At 40.7% G+C, this 15,171-nt stretch carries 13 protein-coding genes; 1 reads left to right on the top strand and 12 read right to left on the bottom strand.

Annotated features, from left to right (window positions below; translation table 11 throughout):
- Positions 1 to 22 precede the first annotated feature (22 nt).
- The 12 genes from CWB65_RS09725 to rsmD all read right to left on the bottom strand — a co-directional run bounded on the left by CWB65_RS09725 (position 23) and on the right by rsmD (position 14,577).
- On the bottom strand, positions 23 to 2,563 hold the full coding sequence (locus tag CWB65_RS09725) for an EAL domain-containing protein (RefSeq protein ID WP_006791166.1): 2,541 nt from the start codon (positions 2,561 to 2,563) through the stop codon (positions 23 to 25).
- A 109-nt stretch (positions 2,564 to 2,672) separates the two neighbouring features.
- Positions 2,673 to 3,956, bottom strand: a complete 1,284-nt coding sequence (gene purD, locus CWB65_RS09720) for a phosphoribosylamine--glycine ligase (protein ID WP_008128752.1) — start codon at positions 3,954 to 3,956, stop codon at positions 2,673 to 2,675.
- Between the two features lie 16 nt (positions 3,957 to 3,972).
- Complete coding sequence (locus tag CWB65_RS09715) at positions 3,973 to 4,794, bottom strand: class I SAM-dependent methyltransferase (protein ID WP_006791164.1); 822 nt, start codon at positions 4,792 to 4,794, stop codon at positions 3,973 to 3,975.
- A gap of 101 nt (positions 4,795 to 4,895) precedes the next feature.
- Complete coding sequence (gene purH, locus CWB65_RS09710; protein ID WP_008128753.1) at positions 4,896 to 6,482, bottom strand: bifunctional phosphoribosylaminoimidazolecarboxamide formyltransferase/IMP cyclohydrolase; 1,587 nt, start codon at positions 6,480 to 6,482, stop codon at positions 4,896 to 4,898.
- Positions 6,483 to 6,673: 191 nt separating this feature from the next.
- A complete protein-coding gene (gene fis, locus CWB65_RS09705; protein ID WP_002957804.1) occupies positions 6,674 to 6,964 on the bottom strand; it encodes a DNA-binding transcriptional regulator Fis in 291 nt (96 codons plus the stop codon).
- A 19-nt stretch (positions 6,965 to 6,983) separates the two neighbouring features.
- On the bottom strand, positions 6,984 to 7,955 hold the full coding sequence (gene dusB, locus CWB65_RS09700; RefSeq protein WP_010556644.1) for a tRNA dihydrouridine synthase DusB: 972 nt from the start codon (positions 7,953 to 7,955) through the stop codon (positions 6,984 to 6,986).
- Positions 7,956 to 8,221: 266 nt separating this feature from the next.
- A complete protein-coding gene (prmA, locus tag CWB65_RS09695) occupies positions 8,222 to 9,118 on the bottom strand; it encodes a 50S ribosomal protein L11 methyltransferase (protein WP_138740498.1) in 897 nt (298 codons plus the stop codon).
- A gap of 66 nt (positions 9,119 to 9,184) precedes the next feature.
- On the bottom strand, positions 9,185 to 11,029 hold the full coding sequence (gene rpoD, locus CWB65_RS09690; RefSeq protein WP_006794813.1) for an RNA polymerase sigma factor RpoD: 1,845 nt from the start codon (positions 11,027 to 11,029) through the stop codon (positions 9,185 to 9,187).
- Between the two features lie 124 nt (positions 11,030 to 11,153).
- Positions 11,154 to 12,905 (bottom strand): DNA primase, encoded by a 1,752-nt coding sequence (dnaG, locus tag CWB65_RS09685; protein ID WP_138740497.1) that lies wholly within the window; start codon positions 12,903 to 12,905, stop codon positions 11,154 to 11,156.
- Positions 12,906 to 13,144: 239 nt separating this feature from the next.
- Positions 13,145 to 13,591 (bottom strand): GatB/YqeY domain-containing protein, encoded by a 447-nt coding sequence (locus CWB65_RS09680; protein ID WP_138740496.1) that lies wholly within the window; start codon positions 13,589 to 13,591, stop codon positions 13,145 to 13,147.
- A 19-nt stretch (positions 13,592 to 13,610) separates the two neighbouring features.
- Entirely contained in the window at positions 13,611 to 13,826 is a 216-nt protein-coding gene (gene rpsU / locus CWB65_RS09675) for a 30S ribosomal protein S21 (protein ID WP_002957797.1), read from the bottom strand.
- Between the two features lie 145 nt (positions 13,827 to 13,971).
- A complete protein-coding gene (rsmD, locus tag CWB65_RS09670) occupies positions 13,972 to 14,577 on the bottom strand; it encodes a 16S rRNA (guanine(966)-N(2))-methyltransferase RsmD (RefSeq protein WP_138740495.1) in 606 nt (201 codons plus the stop codon).
- 227 nt (positions 14,578 to 14,804) lie between these two features.
- Between rsmD and CWB65_RS09665 the strand changes: the two genes are divergently transcribed.
- Positions 14,805 to 15,164, top strand: a complete 360-nt coding sequence (locus CWB65_RS09665; protein WP_283240436.1) for a hypothetical protein — start codon at positions 14,805 to 14,807, stop codon at positions 15,162 to 15,164.
- Positions 15,165 to 15,171: the final 7 nt, after the last annotated feature.

Raw genomic sequence — 15,171 nt, 5'->3', positions numbered from 1 at the left:
TTCACATAGCCCCTAAAGATGTTTAAAAAGGAGAGTCTAACATTTTTAAACTGTATTGGCTTTTTAAGAAATTAACATACTCAGGATAAGGCAACGCTTTAGCATATAAATAACCTTGTGCGCGGTCTGCATTCATTTGTTTTAATAGCTGGTGGATTTCTTGAGTTTCAACACCTTCTACAGTAATTGACAAGTTAAGCTGGTGCGCCATATCTATTGATGTTTGAACTATGACTTGGTGAGCGGGGTTATTAACGAGGTCAAAAATAAATGATTTATCTATTTTAAGCTCGCTAAAGTGGTAGTTAACAAGGTAGCTCAATGATGCGTAACCTGTGCCAAAGTCATCGAGTACAACTTTTATTCCTAATGCTGATAATTCATCAACTAATTTAATGAGCACGTCTTGGCTTTCTACAAAGGCAGATTCAGTTAATTCAAACTTAAGTAAGTGAGCGGGTGCTTGATGTTTAATTAATATATTTTCTATTTTTTCAGCTAAGTTATTAATGGCTAAGTTTTTAGCGCTTAAGTTAACGCTAATTGTGTGCTCTTTATGGCCGCTGTTAATTAGCTCTACAAGATCTTTACAAGCTTGTTCAATAACCCACAAGGTCAGCTCATTAATTATTCCGGTATGCTCAGCCAATATTACAAGCTCTTCAATCGAAATGTTTTTATAGGTGGGATCAGGCCAGCGTAGTAGCGCTTCAGCGCCTATTACTTGATTATTGACTAAACTTATTTGCGGTTGATAATACAGCGCAAGCTGGTTTGTTTTAATTGCTTTTTGCAAATGAGCCGCCAAACCAACATCCATTATTAAACTGTTATTAATTGCAGACGACGCAACGCGATCTGCACGTCCTTTTGCATCTTTTAAGGCTAAGTAACCGCGCTTTAACCAATATTCAAAATCATTACTTTGGTTTGCACTACTAATGCCAATTGTGTAGTTGAGTTGCAGACTCAAACCTTTAATTTCATATTGCTTGGGGAGGTTACTAATGACTTTTGTGAGTAGTGTTTTGAGTGTGTCTTGGTTTTGGTTTTTGGTTGAGATACAAGCAAATACACCACTGTTTAAATCAGCCAGACGAGGACTGTTATTTAAATCGGTTTCAAGGTTTGCAAACTCTCTTTCGTGCATTAATTCATTCTCTAGTCGCTCAGCAATGTGCTTTATGAGGGTGTAACCTTGAGTCGATGTAATGATGGTATTAAGCGAATTAAAATGACATATTTTTATTAGGCACAAGGTGGTAGAACGGTTTTGGCTTTGCAGGGACATAAATGCTTGTTTGAGCTTAGAGCTATTAAGCAACTTAGTTTGTTGAGTGTGAGTTGCATGGTAAAGCGCGCGCTCTCGTTGATAGCGTACACGATCAGCCAACGCCATGGCCATTAAAACAATTTCACATAAAATCGCCACCAAAAAGGCGTGACGCGAAGTGAAGCTGTAATCAATCACGCCGGTGAGCTCCAGTGGTTGTATTACAGCACCTAAAATAAGGGGAACCCACGAAAAAACGTAAAATTTGGCCCATCTAAAACCACTAAGCAGTTTTTTATAAATTAATATAGTGCATGCAACATATAGCAGCGCTAATACGCAGAAAAAAAGTGGCGCAGCGATGTTTTCAGGAATAAAAAAGCTAGCTATACCCATAACAAACATAAGAGAAAGCAGCGCTTTGCTCATTGTGTATCGCCAGCACTTATCTTTATGGTAGCGCAAAAACATAGTACAAAAGGCGAGAGTAAAAAACGAAACAGCGTAATTACTCACAATGACTTTGTGATGAAAAAATAGTTGCCATTCTAAAGGCCAAAGGTAAAACCCAAACCCAAGCACTATACCCATTAGTATCAGTGCGCTAATTATGTAACCAATATAAACAAGGTAAACCCGGTCTTTTATACCAAAATAGAGTACTAGGTTGTAAAGTGCAGCCATGAGTAATACGCCAGCAAATATTCCCCAAATACCAGTTTGAGAACGCATTAAATCTACAAATTCTTTATCGCGGTATAAATTGATAGGTGTTTTGCTAATGCCCACGGTGTCTATTTTAATAACGAGGCGCTGGGTTGATTTTTGCTCCATCAAAAAGTTGATGTGTGGCACGCTGTACTGAAACAAAGTCAGTTTTTTTTCTCTATCACCCAACTTATAAGTTTTTAATATATGGTTGTTTTTATCTAAACGATAAACTGTGAGGTGATCGGCCATTGGGTTATCAAAGTGAGCAACTACTTTTTGACTTTCTTGGCTTTTGTTTTCTAAATCAAGAAACAACCAATAATTTTGCTGAGTAAAACTCCAAGGAATTTCTGAAAAAGGAGCATGGGTAAGTAAATTAGGTTGCTTGATAATTGCATCGAATGTTTGGTTTTTGGTTTCATCAATGTAGTAGGCGTGATTGAGGTACATTGGTGATGTTTTATCAATTGTGTAACGAGTAGGCACTACTAGGTTTGAAGCCAATGTATTGATAATAAAAAATATAAATATCAAAATGGCAACAGCAAGTGAATGATAACGTAAAGTTCTAAGTTCCAATGTATGCTTACTTTTTAAAAACTTTTAATTAGTGTAGCACTAAAAAAGCGCAGGCGAACTGCGCTTTTTTAGTTAAATTAATTGGTCATACCAATCAATTTTTATTAGCTTACTGCTCGCGAGCAATAGCACGATAAGCAATATCAGTTCGATACTCCATACCATCCCAGCTAATTTGTTTAACCAGCTCGTAGGCTCGTTGTTGTGCTTCTGTTACGCTATTACCCAATGCCGTTGCGCACAAAACACGGCCGCCGGCAGTAACAACATCATCGCCGCTTTGTTTAGTACCCGCATGAAATACTTTTTCATCAGCAGGGTAGTTAACCTTAAGGCCTGAAATAGCATCGCCTTTAGGGTAGTCACCCGGGTAGCCTTTAGCTGCAAGTACAACGCCTACCGCTGCGCGTGGGTCAAACTCGATGGCGGTTTTATCTAGTTCTTCACGGTTAGCCGCTTCAATCAGTTCAACTAAATCTGATTGTAAACGTAGCATCATAGGTTGTGTTTCAGGGTCGCCAAAACGACAGTTATACTCGATAACTTTAGGTGTACCTGAGCTATCTATCATTAAACCTGCATACAAGAAGCCAGTGTACGGGTGGCCTTCGCTTGCCATGCCTTCTACTGTCGGGGTGATCACTTCATCCATAATGCGTTGGTGGATTTCGTTTGTCACCACTGGCGCAGGAGAGTATGCACCCATACCGCCAGTATTTGGGCCGGCATCGCCATTATAAGCACGTTTATGATCTTGGCTTGTTGCAAACGGAAGGACGTTTTTACCATCTACCATCACAATGAAAGAGGCTTCTTCGCCTTCTAAAAACTCTTCAATAACAACACGGCTACCAGCATCACCAAAGGCATTACCGGCAAGCATATCGCGAATAGCGTCTTCAGCTTCCTGATGTGTCATTGCAACAATAACGCCTTTACCTGCGGCTAAACCATCGGCTTTAATTACAATTGGCGCACCTTTTTCTTTTAAATAAGCAAGGGCCGGGTCAATTTGCTCAAATGTTTGGTAATCGGCGGTTGGTATATCATGACGTGCTAAAAAGTCTTTCGTAAACGACTTAGAGCCTTCAAGCTGGGCAGCACCCGCTGTTGGGCCAAATATAGCCATATCATGTTCACGAAATTTATCCACAACACCTAATACGAGCGGTACTTCAGGGCCTACAATGGTGAGCTCTACATTGTTTTGCTGAGCAAATTTTAATAAGCCATCTAAATCTTCAACGTTAATTGCAACGTTTTCGAGTTTAGGCTCAAGTGCAGTACCTGCGTTACCTGGAGCAACAAACACGGTATTTACTTTACTGTTTTGAGCGGCCTTAAACGCAAGTGCGTGTTCGCGGCCGCCGCTGCCAATGACTAATACATTCATGGCGTACTATTCCTATTTAAAGCGGTTTTTTAAATTTAAGCGTCATACGGTCGCTTTCACCAATAGCTTTATATTTTTCAGCGTCTTGTTCGCCAAGTCTTAAGCTAGGTGGTAGCGTCCACACCCCTTTAGGGTGATCGGCTGTATCTTTTGGATTAGCATTAATTTCACTAGTTGCTGCTAGCTCAAATCCTGCTTGCTTTGCAAGGTCAACCACGTAACTCTGTTTCATATAACCTGATGTTTTTTGATCCTCATCAGCACGGTTTTCAGCTAAACGATGCTCAACCACACCCAATGTACCACCTGGTTTTAGTGCTTTATAAAACGCTTTAAATGCGCTCAATGCACCGTCTGTATCTTTACCCATATACCAGTTATGCACATTGCGGAAGGTAAGTACCATATCGGCAGATTCTGCAGGCGCAATATCTAGGTGGGTTAAAGGGGCAAACTCTGTAATTTTAACATTACTAAAGCGTTCGTCTTCAGCTACTTTTTGTTTAAACGCAGCTAATGAGCGTTGATAGTAACCAACCGATGAGTCGCTAGGGAAATGAGCAGCGTAGTATAAGCCTTGCTCTTTCAATGCTGGCGCTAAAATTTCACTGTACCAACCACCACCTGGCGCAATTTCTACAACGGTCATTGACGGTTTAAAGCCAAAAAATGCCAATGTTTGCTCAGGGTGGCGATATTCATCACGAGCACTATTTTTAGCGCTTCGCTCGCTTGCTTTTATTGCGTGGCTTAGGCTTGATTCATGGTTATGGCTCAATGCCATTGTTGAAGTAAGTGCTAGGCTAGCAACAAGTAGAGACTTTAGTGCAAATTTCATCGTTTGTTCCTTCACATTAAAATTAGGAGTTAGAATAATCAGAATACGTGAATTGCTTGCAAACAAAAAGGGTTAAACGTTGAGCTTAACCCTTTTTGTGATTAGTGGCGGAAGTGACGCATGCCAGTAAACACCATAGCCATGCCCGCTTCATCCGCGGCCGCGATAACTTCTTCATCGCGCATTGAACCACCCGGTTGAATAACCGCTGTTATACCAGCGGCTGCAGCAGCATCTATGCCATCGCGGAATGGGAAAAACGCATCCGATGCCATAACAGAACCCGGTACTTCTAGGTTTTCATCAGCAGCTTTAATACCCGCTATTTTAGCAGAGTAAACGCGGCTCATTTGGCCTGCGCCTACACCAATAGTCATACCGTCGCGGGCATACACAATCGCGTTTGATTTAACAAACTTAGCGACTTTCCAGCAAAACAGTAAATCTTTAAGTTCTTGCTCAGAAGGCTGACGCTTAGAGACGACTTTTAAGTCGCCTTGAGTAACCATACCTAGGTCGCGATCTTGTACTAAAACGCCGCCGTTTACACGTTTAATATCGTGGCCCGTTGCTTTGCCACTCCATTGTCCGCACGCTAATAAACGTACGTTCTTTTTAGCTTCAACAATTTTTGCAGCTTCACTTGAAATGCTCGGGGCAATAATCACTTCAACAAATTGACGGTCAACAATGGCTTGTGCTGTTGCTGCATCAAGCTCGCGGTTAAAGGCAATAATGCCGCCAAACGCTGATGTTGGGTCTGTTTTAAATGCACGCTCGTAAGCACTAAGAATATCTTCACCAATTGAAACACCACACGGGTTTGCGTGTTTAACAATAACACACGCAGGTACATCAAATTCTTTAACGCACTCAAGGGCTGCATCGGTATCTGCAATGTTATTAAACGACAATGCTTTACCTTGTAACTGAGTAGCAGTTGCAACTGATGCTTCACTTACATCGTTTTCAACGTAAAAAGCAGCATCTTGATGTGAGTTTTCACCGTAACGCATATCTTGCTTTTTAGTGAATTGCATGTTGATAGTACGTGGGAACTTAGTGTCTTCGACGGCTTCTTCAGTGTAATCAGGAACCATTTTGCCAAAGTAATTAGCAATCATGCCATCGTATTGAGCTGTGTGCTCATAGGCGGCAATAGCTAAATCAAAACGTGTTTTATACGTAGTTGAACCATTGTTATTTTGCATCTCACTAATAACGCGATCGTAATCGCTTGCGTTTACCACAATCGTTACGTCTTTGTGGTTTTTAGCAGCTGCGCGAACCATTGTTGGGCCGCCAATATCAATATTTTCAATGGCATCTTCAAGGCTGCAGTTTTCTTGAGCGACAGTATTCGCAAAGGGGTATAAGTTAACTACAACAATATCGATAGCAGAGATGTTGTTATCTGCCATTACGCTTTCATCTTGTTCGCGACGAGCTAAAATGCCGCCGTGAATTTTAGGGTGAAGGGTTTTTACGCGGCCATCCATGATTTCAGGGTGACCGGTGTGATCTGAAACTTCAGTCACTTTTATGCCGTTATCAGCAAGGAGTTTACATGTACCGCCAGTTGATAAAATATCTACACCTTGCGCTTCTAGTGCGCGGGCAAATTCAACAATACCGGTTTTATCAGACACACTTAATAGTGCGCGACGAATGGGACGATGAGTATCCATTGTAGTTTGATTTCCTCAGTTAATGAGCTAGCTTAGAAGCGGGCATTTTAACTGATTACAACTTAAAAAACGACTTATAAAGCATCAATAAGCGTGAGCATTTTGCAACTCACTTACTAAATTTTGGACATAAAAAAAGCACCCTAAGGTGCTTTTTTAATAATTAACTGTGATTTATCACAGCCTGAATCTTAGTTCATGCCGTATTTTTTTAACTTTTTACGTAAAGTACCACGGTTGATACCTAGTAAAATAGCTGCACGAGTTTGGTTACCACGTGTGTATGTCATTACTTCTTCAAGTAATGGCGCTTCTAGCTCTGAAAGAACAAGGTCGTAAACGTCTTGCACATCTTGACCGTTAAGCTGTTTTAAGTAGTGGTGAACAGCTTTTTTTACTGCATCACGCAATGGCTGCGGTTTCTCGTGTGACTGAACATGAGGGTTTGTGATAAATGGAGAAGTCACGTTTTGTTCGAACATTATAAAGTCTCTTTCTTTCTTAGTTAGCTGCTAGTGTTTTAAAGTATTGCTCTAATGCGACGACCTGTGCTTCTGAGTTGTCGAGCGCATTAAATACTCGCCTAAACTGACCATCACTGTCATGGGTTTGCAAATACCAAGATACATGTTTGCGAGCAATTCTCGCGCCCATTGGCTCACCGTAAAACGCATGGAGGTTTGTTAAATGCTCCATTAAAATACTGCGCACCTCTGCAATAGCAGGTGGCTGCATGTGTTCACCAGTTCGCAAATAGTGGTCTATCTCCCTAAATATCCAAGGGCGACCTTGGGCGGCTCGACCAATCATAATGGCATCTGCACCCGTATAGTCTAAAACCTGTTTTGCTTTTTCTGGCGAGGTAATATCACCATTTGCAACAACAGGAATTGACACTGAACGTTTTATATCCCTAATCGTGGCGTACTCTGCTTCACCTTTATACATACATGCGCGTGTTCGCCCATGTACAGCCAGTGATGCAATGCCATAACGTTCAGCTATTCTCGCAATCTCTACACCATTACGGTTATCCGGATCCCACCCTGTACGGATTTTAAGTGTTACAGGTATATCAACAGCATTAACAACTGCATCAATAATCTCTTCCACGAGTTCAGGAAACTGTAATAAAGCAGAGCCTGCGAGTTTCTTGTTCACTTTTTTTGCTGGGCACCCCATATTGATATCTATGATTTGTGCACCGTTAGCAACATTGAATTGTGCGGCCTGCGCCATAAGCTCAGGATCAGCTCCTGCAATCTGCACCGCGCGTATACCCGACTCACCGCTGTGATCCATACGATTCATCGACTTTTCAGTTTTCCAAACCTTTGGGTTTGACGATAACATTTCAGACACAGCAAGCCCGGCGCCTAAGCGACGGCAGAGTTGTCTAAATGGTCTGTCTGTAATGCCGGCCATAGGCGCAACAATTACATTATTCTCAAGTTGGTATTTACCGATACGCACTGTATTCAATAGGCCTCTTTTCAAGGGGCGCTAAGTTTACGGCTTTTTTGACAAAAATCAAAGGCTATAAATTGAACAAAAGTGACTTTTTTTTGCACTTTTCGTATTGACATTTGATAACCGTATGACGGAAGGGTTTATTTGTGTGAAATTTGAACGAATGATGTTTTTATAATAAATAATGTTTATTTTTTATTTTGTAAAAAAATAGTAAAGCCTGTTAAATACAGGCTTTACATGCGACTTTTGAGTTAATACTCTAAAGTTTATAATGTATATAGTTGGCTGTTTTTTGTACCGCTAACACGGGTCCAATCACCTTCAATGGCAATTTCATCGAGCTCAATAAAGGGCGAGTATATGTCAGCAACCGATTGTGCTTGTTCTTCTAAAATGCCAGACATCGCAATTTTACCGCCTGGCTTTAACAATCCTAAAATCACACTGTGAAGCTCACGCAGAGGTTGCGCTAAAATATTAGCCACTACAATGTCAGCAGTAAACTCAGGTTGGTTTTCTGGCAGGTACACTTCAAGTTTATCAGCAACGCCATTACGGTTAGCGTTATCTAAACTTGCTTCGAGTGCTTGTGGGTCAATATCAATCCCAATCATGCGCTCAGCACCCAATTTAATAGCAGCGATACCTAAAATGCCCGAACCACAACCAAAATCCACGACGGTTTTACCGGTAAGGTCTTGGCTTTCTAGCCATTTTAAACACAGAGCTGTTGTTGCGTGTGTGCCTGTGCCAAACGCAAGGCCTGGGTCAAGTAAAACGTTAACGGCATCAGGATCAGGAATATCGCGCCAGCTAGGGCAAATCCATAGTTTTTCACCAAACTGAATAGGGTGGAAGTTATCCATCCATTCACGTTCCCAGTCCTTATCTTCAAGCTGTTCAATTTTGTAAACGAGAGATTCATTTATTTCGTCGTGGCGCTTTAATAGTGCGATCACTTCGTTCATATCGTGATTAGCTTCAAATAAACCAATTACAGTGGTGTCAGCCCAAAATTCAACAGTGCCAATTTTTGGCTCGTAAATAGGGGTGTCTTTAGCATCTATAAAGGTAACAGACGCACTGCCTGCTTCCATTAATAGGTCACTTACTGCATCTGCGGTTGCAGCATTGGCATTTATACGGATTTGGATCCAAGCCATCTTTATTTCCTTGAAATAGAAAAAAGGCCGCTACAGCGGCCTTTTTAGTTTATACAAAGCGCTAAATTACTTAGCGTCTAAAAAGCTTTTTAGTAAATCTGAGCGAGAAGGGTGGCGTAATTTACGCAGTGCTTTCGCTTCTATTTGACGAATACGCTCACGTGTTACATCAAACTGCTTACCTACTTCTTCTAAGGTGTGGTCGGTATTCATATCAATACCAAAGCGCATACGAAGTACTTTTGCTTCACGCGCTGTTAAGCCGGCTAGTACATCGTTAGTTGCGCCACGAAGCGACTCCATTGTTGCCGAATCGATTGGCGAATCAATGGTGGTGTCTTCGATAAAGTCACCTAAGTGCGAATCTTCATCATCACCGATTGGTGTTTCCATCGAAATTGGCTCTTTAGCAATTTTAAGTACCTTACGGATTTTATCCTCAGGCATCATCATGCGTTCAGCTAATTCTTCTGGATTTGGCTCACGACCCATTTCTTGTAACATTTGACGAGAGATACGGTTAAGTTTATTAATCGTTTCGATCATATGTACTGGGATACGGATAGTTCTTGCTTGGTCGGCAATAGAGCGAGTAATTGCTTGACGTATCCACCACGTAGCATAAGTAGAGAACTTATAACCACGACGGTATTCAAACTTATCTACCGCTTTCATCAAGCCAATATTACCTTCTTGGATTAAATCCAAGAACTGTAAACCACGGTTTGTGTATTTTTTAGCAATTGAGATTACAAGACGTAAATTAGCTTCAACCATTTCTTTTTTCGCACGGCGCGCTTTTGCTTCACCAATACTCATACGACGGTTAATGTCTTTAATACGCTCTATGCTTAAACCAGTTGTTTGCTCAATAATAGATAGCTTATTGATACAACGAATTATTTCAGGTTTAACTTCTTCAAGTTTAGCTGAGTATTTCTCGTTGTTTGAAATTTCTAAATCAACCCACGAAGGATCTGTTTCGTTATTAGCAAAGTGCTTAACGAATGCTTTTTTAGGTAGCTTAGCAATTTGTACAGCTTGTTTCATGATTAGACGTTCTTGAACACGAACACGATCCATCATTTCGCGCATGTTGTTAACCATGCGATCAAACTGTTTAGGAATTAGCTTGAAGGTTCTGAAAAGCTCACCAATTTCAAAAATGGCAGCTTGTGAATCAGGATGCGAACGACCTTTAGCTTCAAACGTATCACGTGCTTTATTGTATAAATCACGTAAGTTTTCAAAATGAATGCGAGCTTCTTCAGGATCTGGGCCTGTATCTACTTCTTCTTCATCTTCATCATCGTCACTTTTGTCATCGTCTTCATCGTCGTCATCAAGTTGTTTTTCACTTAATTCCGAACCGATATTAGTTGCTGAAATTGGCGCTTCATCTTCGTTTGGATCAATGAAACCAACGATGATATCGCTTAAACGCATTTCTTCTGCTTCAAACTTATCCCACTGTTCTAGTAGGTAAGTGATTGCTTCAGGGTATTCAGCAACTGAAATTTGTACTTGGTTGATCCCTTCTTCAATACGCTTAGCGATAACAATTTCGCCTTCACGTGTAAGAAGTTCAACAGTGCCCATTTCGCGCATGTACATGCGAACTGGATCGGTAGTGCGGCCAATTTCTTTTTCTACCGTAGCAAGTGCAGCAGCGGCAGCTTCAGCTGCGTCTTCGTCTGTCGTTGTTTCTTGCATCATTAGTTCATCGGCATCAGGCGCGTTTTCGCTAACCTTAATACCCATGTCATTAATCATGCTTATGATATCTTCTACTTGATCTGAGTCAATTATGTCTTGTGGAAGGTGATCATTTACTTCTGCAAAAGTTAAGTAGCCTTGCTCTTTACCTTTTTGAATCAGAAGTTTTAATTGTGACTGAGGAGTTGGATCCATAGAGATTGTTTCTTCCACTCTGATAAGTTGATACAACAGGCGCCATCACTTGGTTTACATTAATGCCAACCAGAACAATGTGACGCAGTGAATAGCACAGTATAACATCCAAAACTAGATCTGACTAGCTGTTAGTCGCTTTTAACGCTGTCATTAGTAAATGACATTCTAGTCTTTCGTCGCTATTTAAACCTTGTGTCTTGTCTTTTATTAATAAGGTCTCTAGTCGATAATTTAAACACTGATCTTCAATAAATTTAAAAGTATTTTTAAAAACAGTCTCTAAACGCTCTTCATTTATTTCATGTTGCCAAGTAGCGAGCTTAATAAGAGGCTCATAATCGTCAGTACCTCTAAAAAATTCGAGTATCTGAGCCGTAGTGATAGTCTCTTTTTCAAGTGCTTGTTGCTGCAAGCGAAGCAATAAACCAATACCTGCAATGTTCATTTGTGCAAGTTCTGGCAAATAAGGAACACTTTTAGCTAGGTTTGGATGCTGAATTAAAATACCAATAGCCTGTCGCATTGGGGTTATTTTAAATTTTCGCTCAATAGAGTGCTGCTGTTTTGGTGTTTTTAATCGGTTATTAAGTTGTTCACGCGTGCGCCCAATTAACCTGCCTAATTGCTCTAAAATATTTTCTTGGTAAAATTCACTCGGAATTTTTTCAATGAGCGGTAGGGCTGCACTGAGTAATTTTGCTTTACCCGAATCGAGTGTTAAATCAATTTCTTGGCTTAATCTGTTAAACATGACTTTAGTAAAGTCATCGGCTTCACTTAAACGCTGTTCGAATGCTTCTTTACCTTCTTTTTGCACTAATGAATCGGGATCTTCTCCATCAGGCAAAAATACAAAGTTCAATGCTTTACCGTCATTTAAGTAGGGGAGCGCATTTTCAAGTGCCCGCCAAGCTGCATCGCGTCCAGCTCGGTCGCCATCGTAACAACAAATGACCTTATCGGTCGTTCTAAATAACGTATGCATGTGTTCGCTTGTTGTGGCGGTTCCCAGTGCTGCAACAGCGTATTCAATCTCTTTTTCTGCAAGTGCAACAACATCCATGTAGCCTTCAACAATAAGAATGTGCTCTAACTTTTTGTGTGCTTGTTTAGCTTCATAAAGGCCATAAAGCTCAAACCCTTTATGAAAAATTCGAGTCTCTGGAGAGTTTAAATATTTAGGCCCTTGATCAGCTTGCATAACGCGACCGCCAAAGGCGACAACTCTGCCGCGTTTATCACGAATAGGAAACATTAAGCGGTCGCGAAAAAAGTCGAACTGCCTGCCTGGTGTTTTTTCTGAGGCGAGCTTTAATTCGACGAGTTGCTCTTTTTGTTCTTTATTACGGCCAAGTTGTAAACATAAGCCATCCCATTCACTAGGGGCGTAGCCAACCATAAACTTTTTAACGGTTTCTCCGCTCAGTCCTCGACCTTTAACATAGTCAATGACTGCGGCCGAGTTAGCGTGGTGCTTTAGTTGGTGCTGATAAAAGCGAGCTGTATGAAGCATCAAATCGTAATCTGAACGCTTTTGCGCAGCGGTACGTTCTGGCGCAGAACTACCGCCTTGTTCGCGGGGCACGTCCAAGTTGAGCATGCTGGCAAGCTCTTCAATGGCATCAACAAACTCTAGTTTGTCGTATTCCATAACAAATGATATTGCGTTGCCATTCGCCCCACAGCCAAAGCAATGATAAAACTGTTTATCTTGCGATACCGTAAACGAGGGAGACTTTTCGTTATGAAAAGGGCAACACGCTTGATAGTCTTTACCGGCTTTTTTAAGCCCAACTTTAGAGTCTATCAGGTCGACAATATCGGTTCTGGCAAGTAAATCATCTATAAAACTTCGTGGGATCTTTCCAGCCATTAGTAAAATACAGTCCTGAAATATTAAGAAGAATAACGAAAGTGAAACTTAAAATTTATACTCGTAAGGTATAAATAATTGGACCTTAACTTATCAAAATGACGGCTAAATAAATAGAGTCAGTATGAATAATTTCATTTTTGAATATAGGCATAACGTTTACTTTTTAGTGACGTAAAAACAAAGAAACCGAGCACTAGGCTCGGTTTACTTCAATTATACTTTACGTATAGGGAGTGTTAGGCGGTTAATCTTTGCTTTATTAAACCAGAGATCTTACCCATATCGGCGCGACCTTCAGCTTTGCTTTTGATTATACCCATCACTTTACCCATGTCTTGCATATCTGCTGCGTTAGTATCAGCAATAGCCGCGTCAATGAGAGCAATTATTTCTTCGTCACTCAACTGTTGAGGTAAGAAGGTTTCAAGTGCTGCTATTTCATTGGCTTCAATTTCAGCTAAATCATCACGCCCAGCATCTTTGTACTGAGTGTAAGAGTCGCGACGTTGTTTAACAAGCTTCACTATAACGGAGGTAATACCTGCGTCGTCTAGTGTTATTTGCTCGTCAATCTCACGTTGCTTGATTGCAGCAAGTACCATGCGAATAGGGTTAAGACGTTGTTTGTCTTTAGCTCTCATCGCATCTTTTTGCGCATCTTTTAGCGTTATTAAAAGGCTCATTTATACAAGACCTAATGTATTAGTATAATTTAACGCGACGAGCGTTATCACGAGAAAGTTTTTTCATGTGACGCTTAACTGCTGCAGCTTTCTTACGCTTACGCTCAGCTGTTGGCTTTTCATAGTGCTCGCGACGACGAACTTCTGAAAGGATACCTGCTTTTTCACATGAACGCTTGAAGCGACGAAGTGCTACGTCAAACGGTTCGTTCTCTCTTACTTTAATTACTGGCATTAAAAATTCACCTACCTAAATTATGAGCGTTGCTCAAGTTGATCAAACATTGATCAAGTGGTTCAAAAATGGTGCGGTATTGTAATCCGAAGCAACACCACATGTAAAGGATAATATTAACAGAAACGCATAGTGTAAAACAGTATTAATTTAGCTGGCGTTGGTAGAGTCTACAAAATACTTGGCCTGCTTTTTTTTCTTTAATTAACAGCCAGTTACTAGGTGGTTTGAACGTATTTAGATCGCTCTCTACTTCAAGGTAAATTAGTGCTTCTTCGCTAAGCCAATTATTTATTTCTAATAAGTTACAGCTAGTTTGAGCTAAATTTTTGCGAAAAGGCGGGTCAACAAAAACAAGATCAAAAGGCGTATTACTATTTTTTTGTTCTAAAAATGAAAGAGAGTTAGTGTGCCTTACCTGTGCATTTTGTAATTTTAGTGTTGCTATGTTTTGCGCTAGTTGCTTTGCTGCACTTGGGTCAAGCTCTATAAAAAGAGCAGTACTTGCAAAACGCGAAAGAGCTTCGAACCCCAACCCACCAGAACCTGCAAAACAATCGAGAACTTTAGCTTCACGCGTGTCTTGCATTAACCAGTTAAATACAGTCTCTTTAATTCGGTCTGTAGTAGGACGTAAACCTTGTACGTCTTTTACTGGAAGTTTTCGGCCACGAAATTGCCCACTTATCACTCTAATAAAGCCATCAGTAGATTTGGTAATTGCTTTATTTTTAGTTGTTTTATTTCTCATTTAGCTCACTAAAAAATGGTATCTGGGATCTAGCTCAGATAATATTGTAGTAGATTACGTATAGCTTCATTTTTCAACCGCATTAAAAGTGTTACTATTGAACACTTATGTTTTGAATGGTTGTTTGGCTGGCAAAGTGTGTTGGCTCTTCCAAGCTATTTTCAAATTTTAGTTTATCAGATTTTTATAAGTGGTTATTAGCAAGTATGGCAAAAAAAAGTAAATTAATGTCTTGGCTCGGCTTTGGTAAGTCAGATAAAAAACAAGCCGAACAAAAAGCAGAGGCTGATAAACAACAAGCTTTAGCAGAGCAAGAAGCTAAACGCTTAGAAGAAGAACGCGTTGCCGCTGAAAAAGCTGAGCAAGAAAGCGCTGCTGCAGAGCAAGCGGAAAAGTTAGCAATAGAACGAGCAAATGCTGAGCTGTTAGCAAAAGAACAAGCGGAAGCCGAGCAGCAGAGAGTGGAGCAACAAAATCGCCTTGCTGAGCAAGCTGAAGCGCAGCGTTTAGAACAAGAACGCATTGTAGCAGAGCAAGCAGAAGTGCAGCGTATAGAGCAAAAACGCATTGCAACAGAGCACGCGTAAGCTCTGC

Origin of the sequence: Pseudoalteromonas sp. S554, assembly GCF_005930865.1 — a bacterium.
Lineage (GTDB): Bacteria > Pseudomonadota > Gammaproteobacteria > Enterobacterales > Alteromonadaceae > Pseudoalteromonas > Pseudoalteromonas marina.
This window is presented reverse-complemented; position numbering and strand designations above follow the sequence as displayed.

What these genes read in the sequence shown, in the direction of transcription:
- purD (WP_008128752.1), bottom strand. Translation starts at nt 3,956, where the DNA reads ATGAATGTATTAGTCATTGGCAGCGGCGGCCGCGAACACGCACTTGCG.
- CWB65_RS09715 (WP_006791164.1), bottom strand. Translation starts at nt 4,794, where the DNA reads ATGAAATTTGCACTAAAGTCTCTACTTGTTGCTAGCCTAGCACTTACT.
- purH (WP_008128753.1), bottom strand. Translation starts at nt 6,482, where the DNA reads ATGGATACTCATCGTCCCATTCGTCGCGCACTATTAAGTGTGTCTGAT.
- fis (WP_002957804.1), bottom strand. Translation starts at nt 6,964, where the DNA reads ATGTTCGAACAAAACGTGACTTCTCCATTTATCACAAACCCTCATGTT.
- prmA (WP_138740498.1), bottom strand. Translation starts at nt 9,118, where the DNA reads ATGGCTTGGATCCAAATCCGTATAAATGCCAATGCTGCAACCGCAGAT.
- rpoD (WP_006794813.1), bottom strand. Translation starts at nt 11,029, where the DNA reads ATGGATCCAACTCCTCAGTCACAATTAAAACTTCTGATTCAAAAAGGT.
- dnaG (WP_138740497.1), bottom strand. Translation starts at nt 12,905, where the DNA reads ATGGCTGGAAAGATCCCACGAAGTTTTATAGATGATTTACTTGCCAGA.
- CWB65_RS09680 (WP_138740496.1), bottom strand. Translation starts at nt 13,591, where the DNA reads ATGAGCCTTTTAATAACGCTAAAAGATGCGCAAAAAGATGCGATGAGA.
- rpsU (WP_002957797.1), bottom strand. Translation starts at nt 13,826, where the DNA reads ATGCCAGTAATTAAAGTAAGAGAGAACGAACCGTTTGACGTAGCACTT.
- rsmD (WP_138740495.1), bottom strand. Translation starts at nt 14,577, where the DNA reads ATGAGAAATAAAACAACTAAAAATAAAGCAATTACCAAATCTACTGAT.
- CWB65_RS09665 (WP_283240436.1), top strand. Translation starts at nt 14,805, where the DNA reads ATGTCTTGGCTCGGCTTTGGTAAGTCAGATAAAAAACAAGCCGAACAA.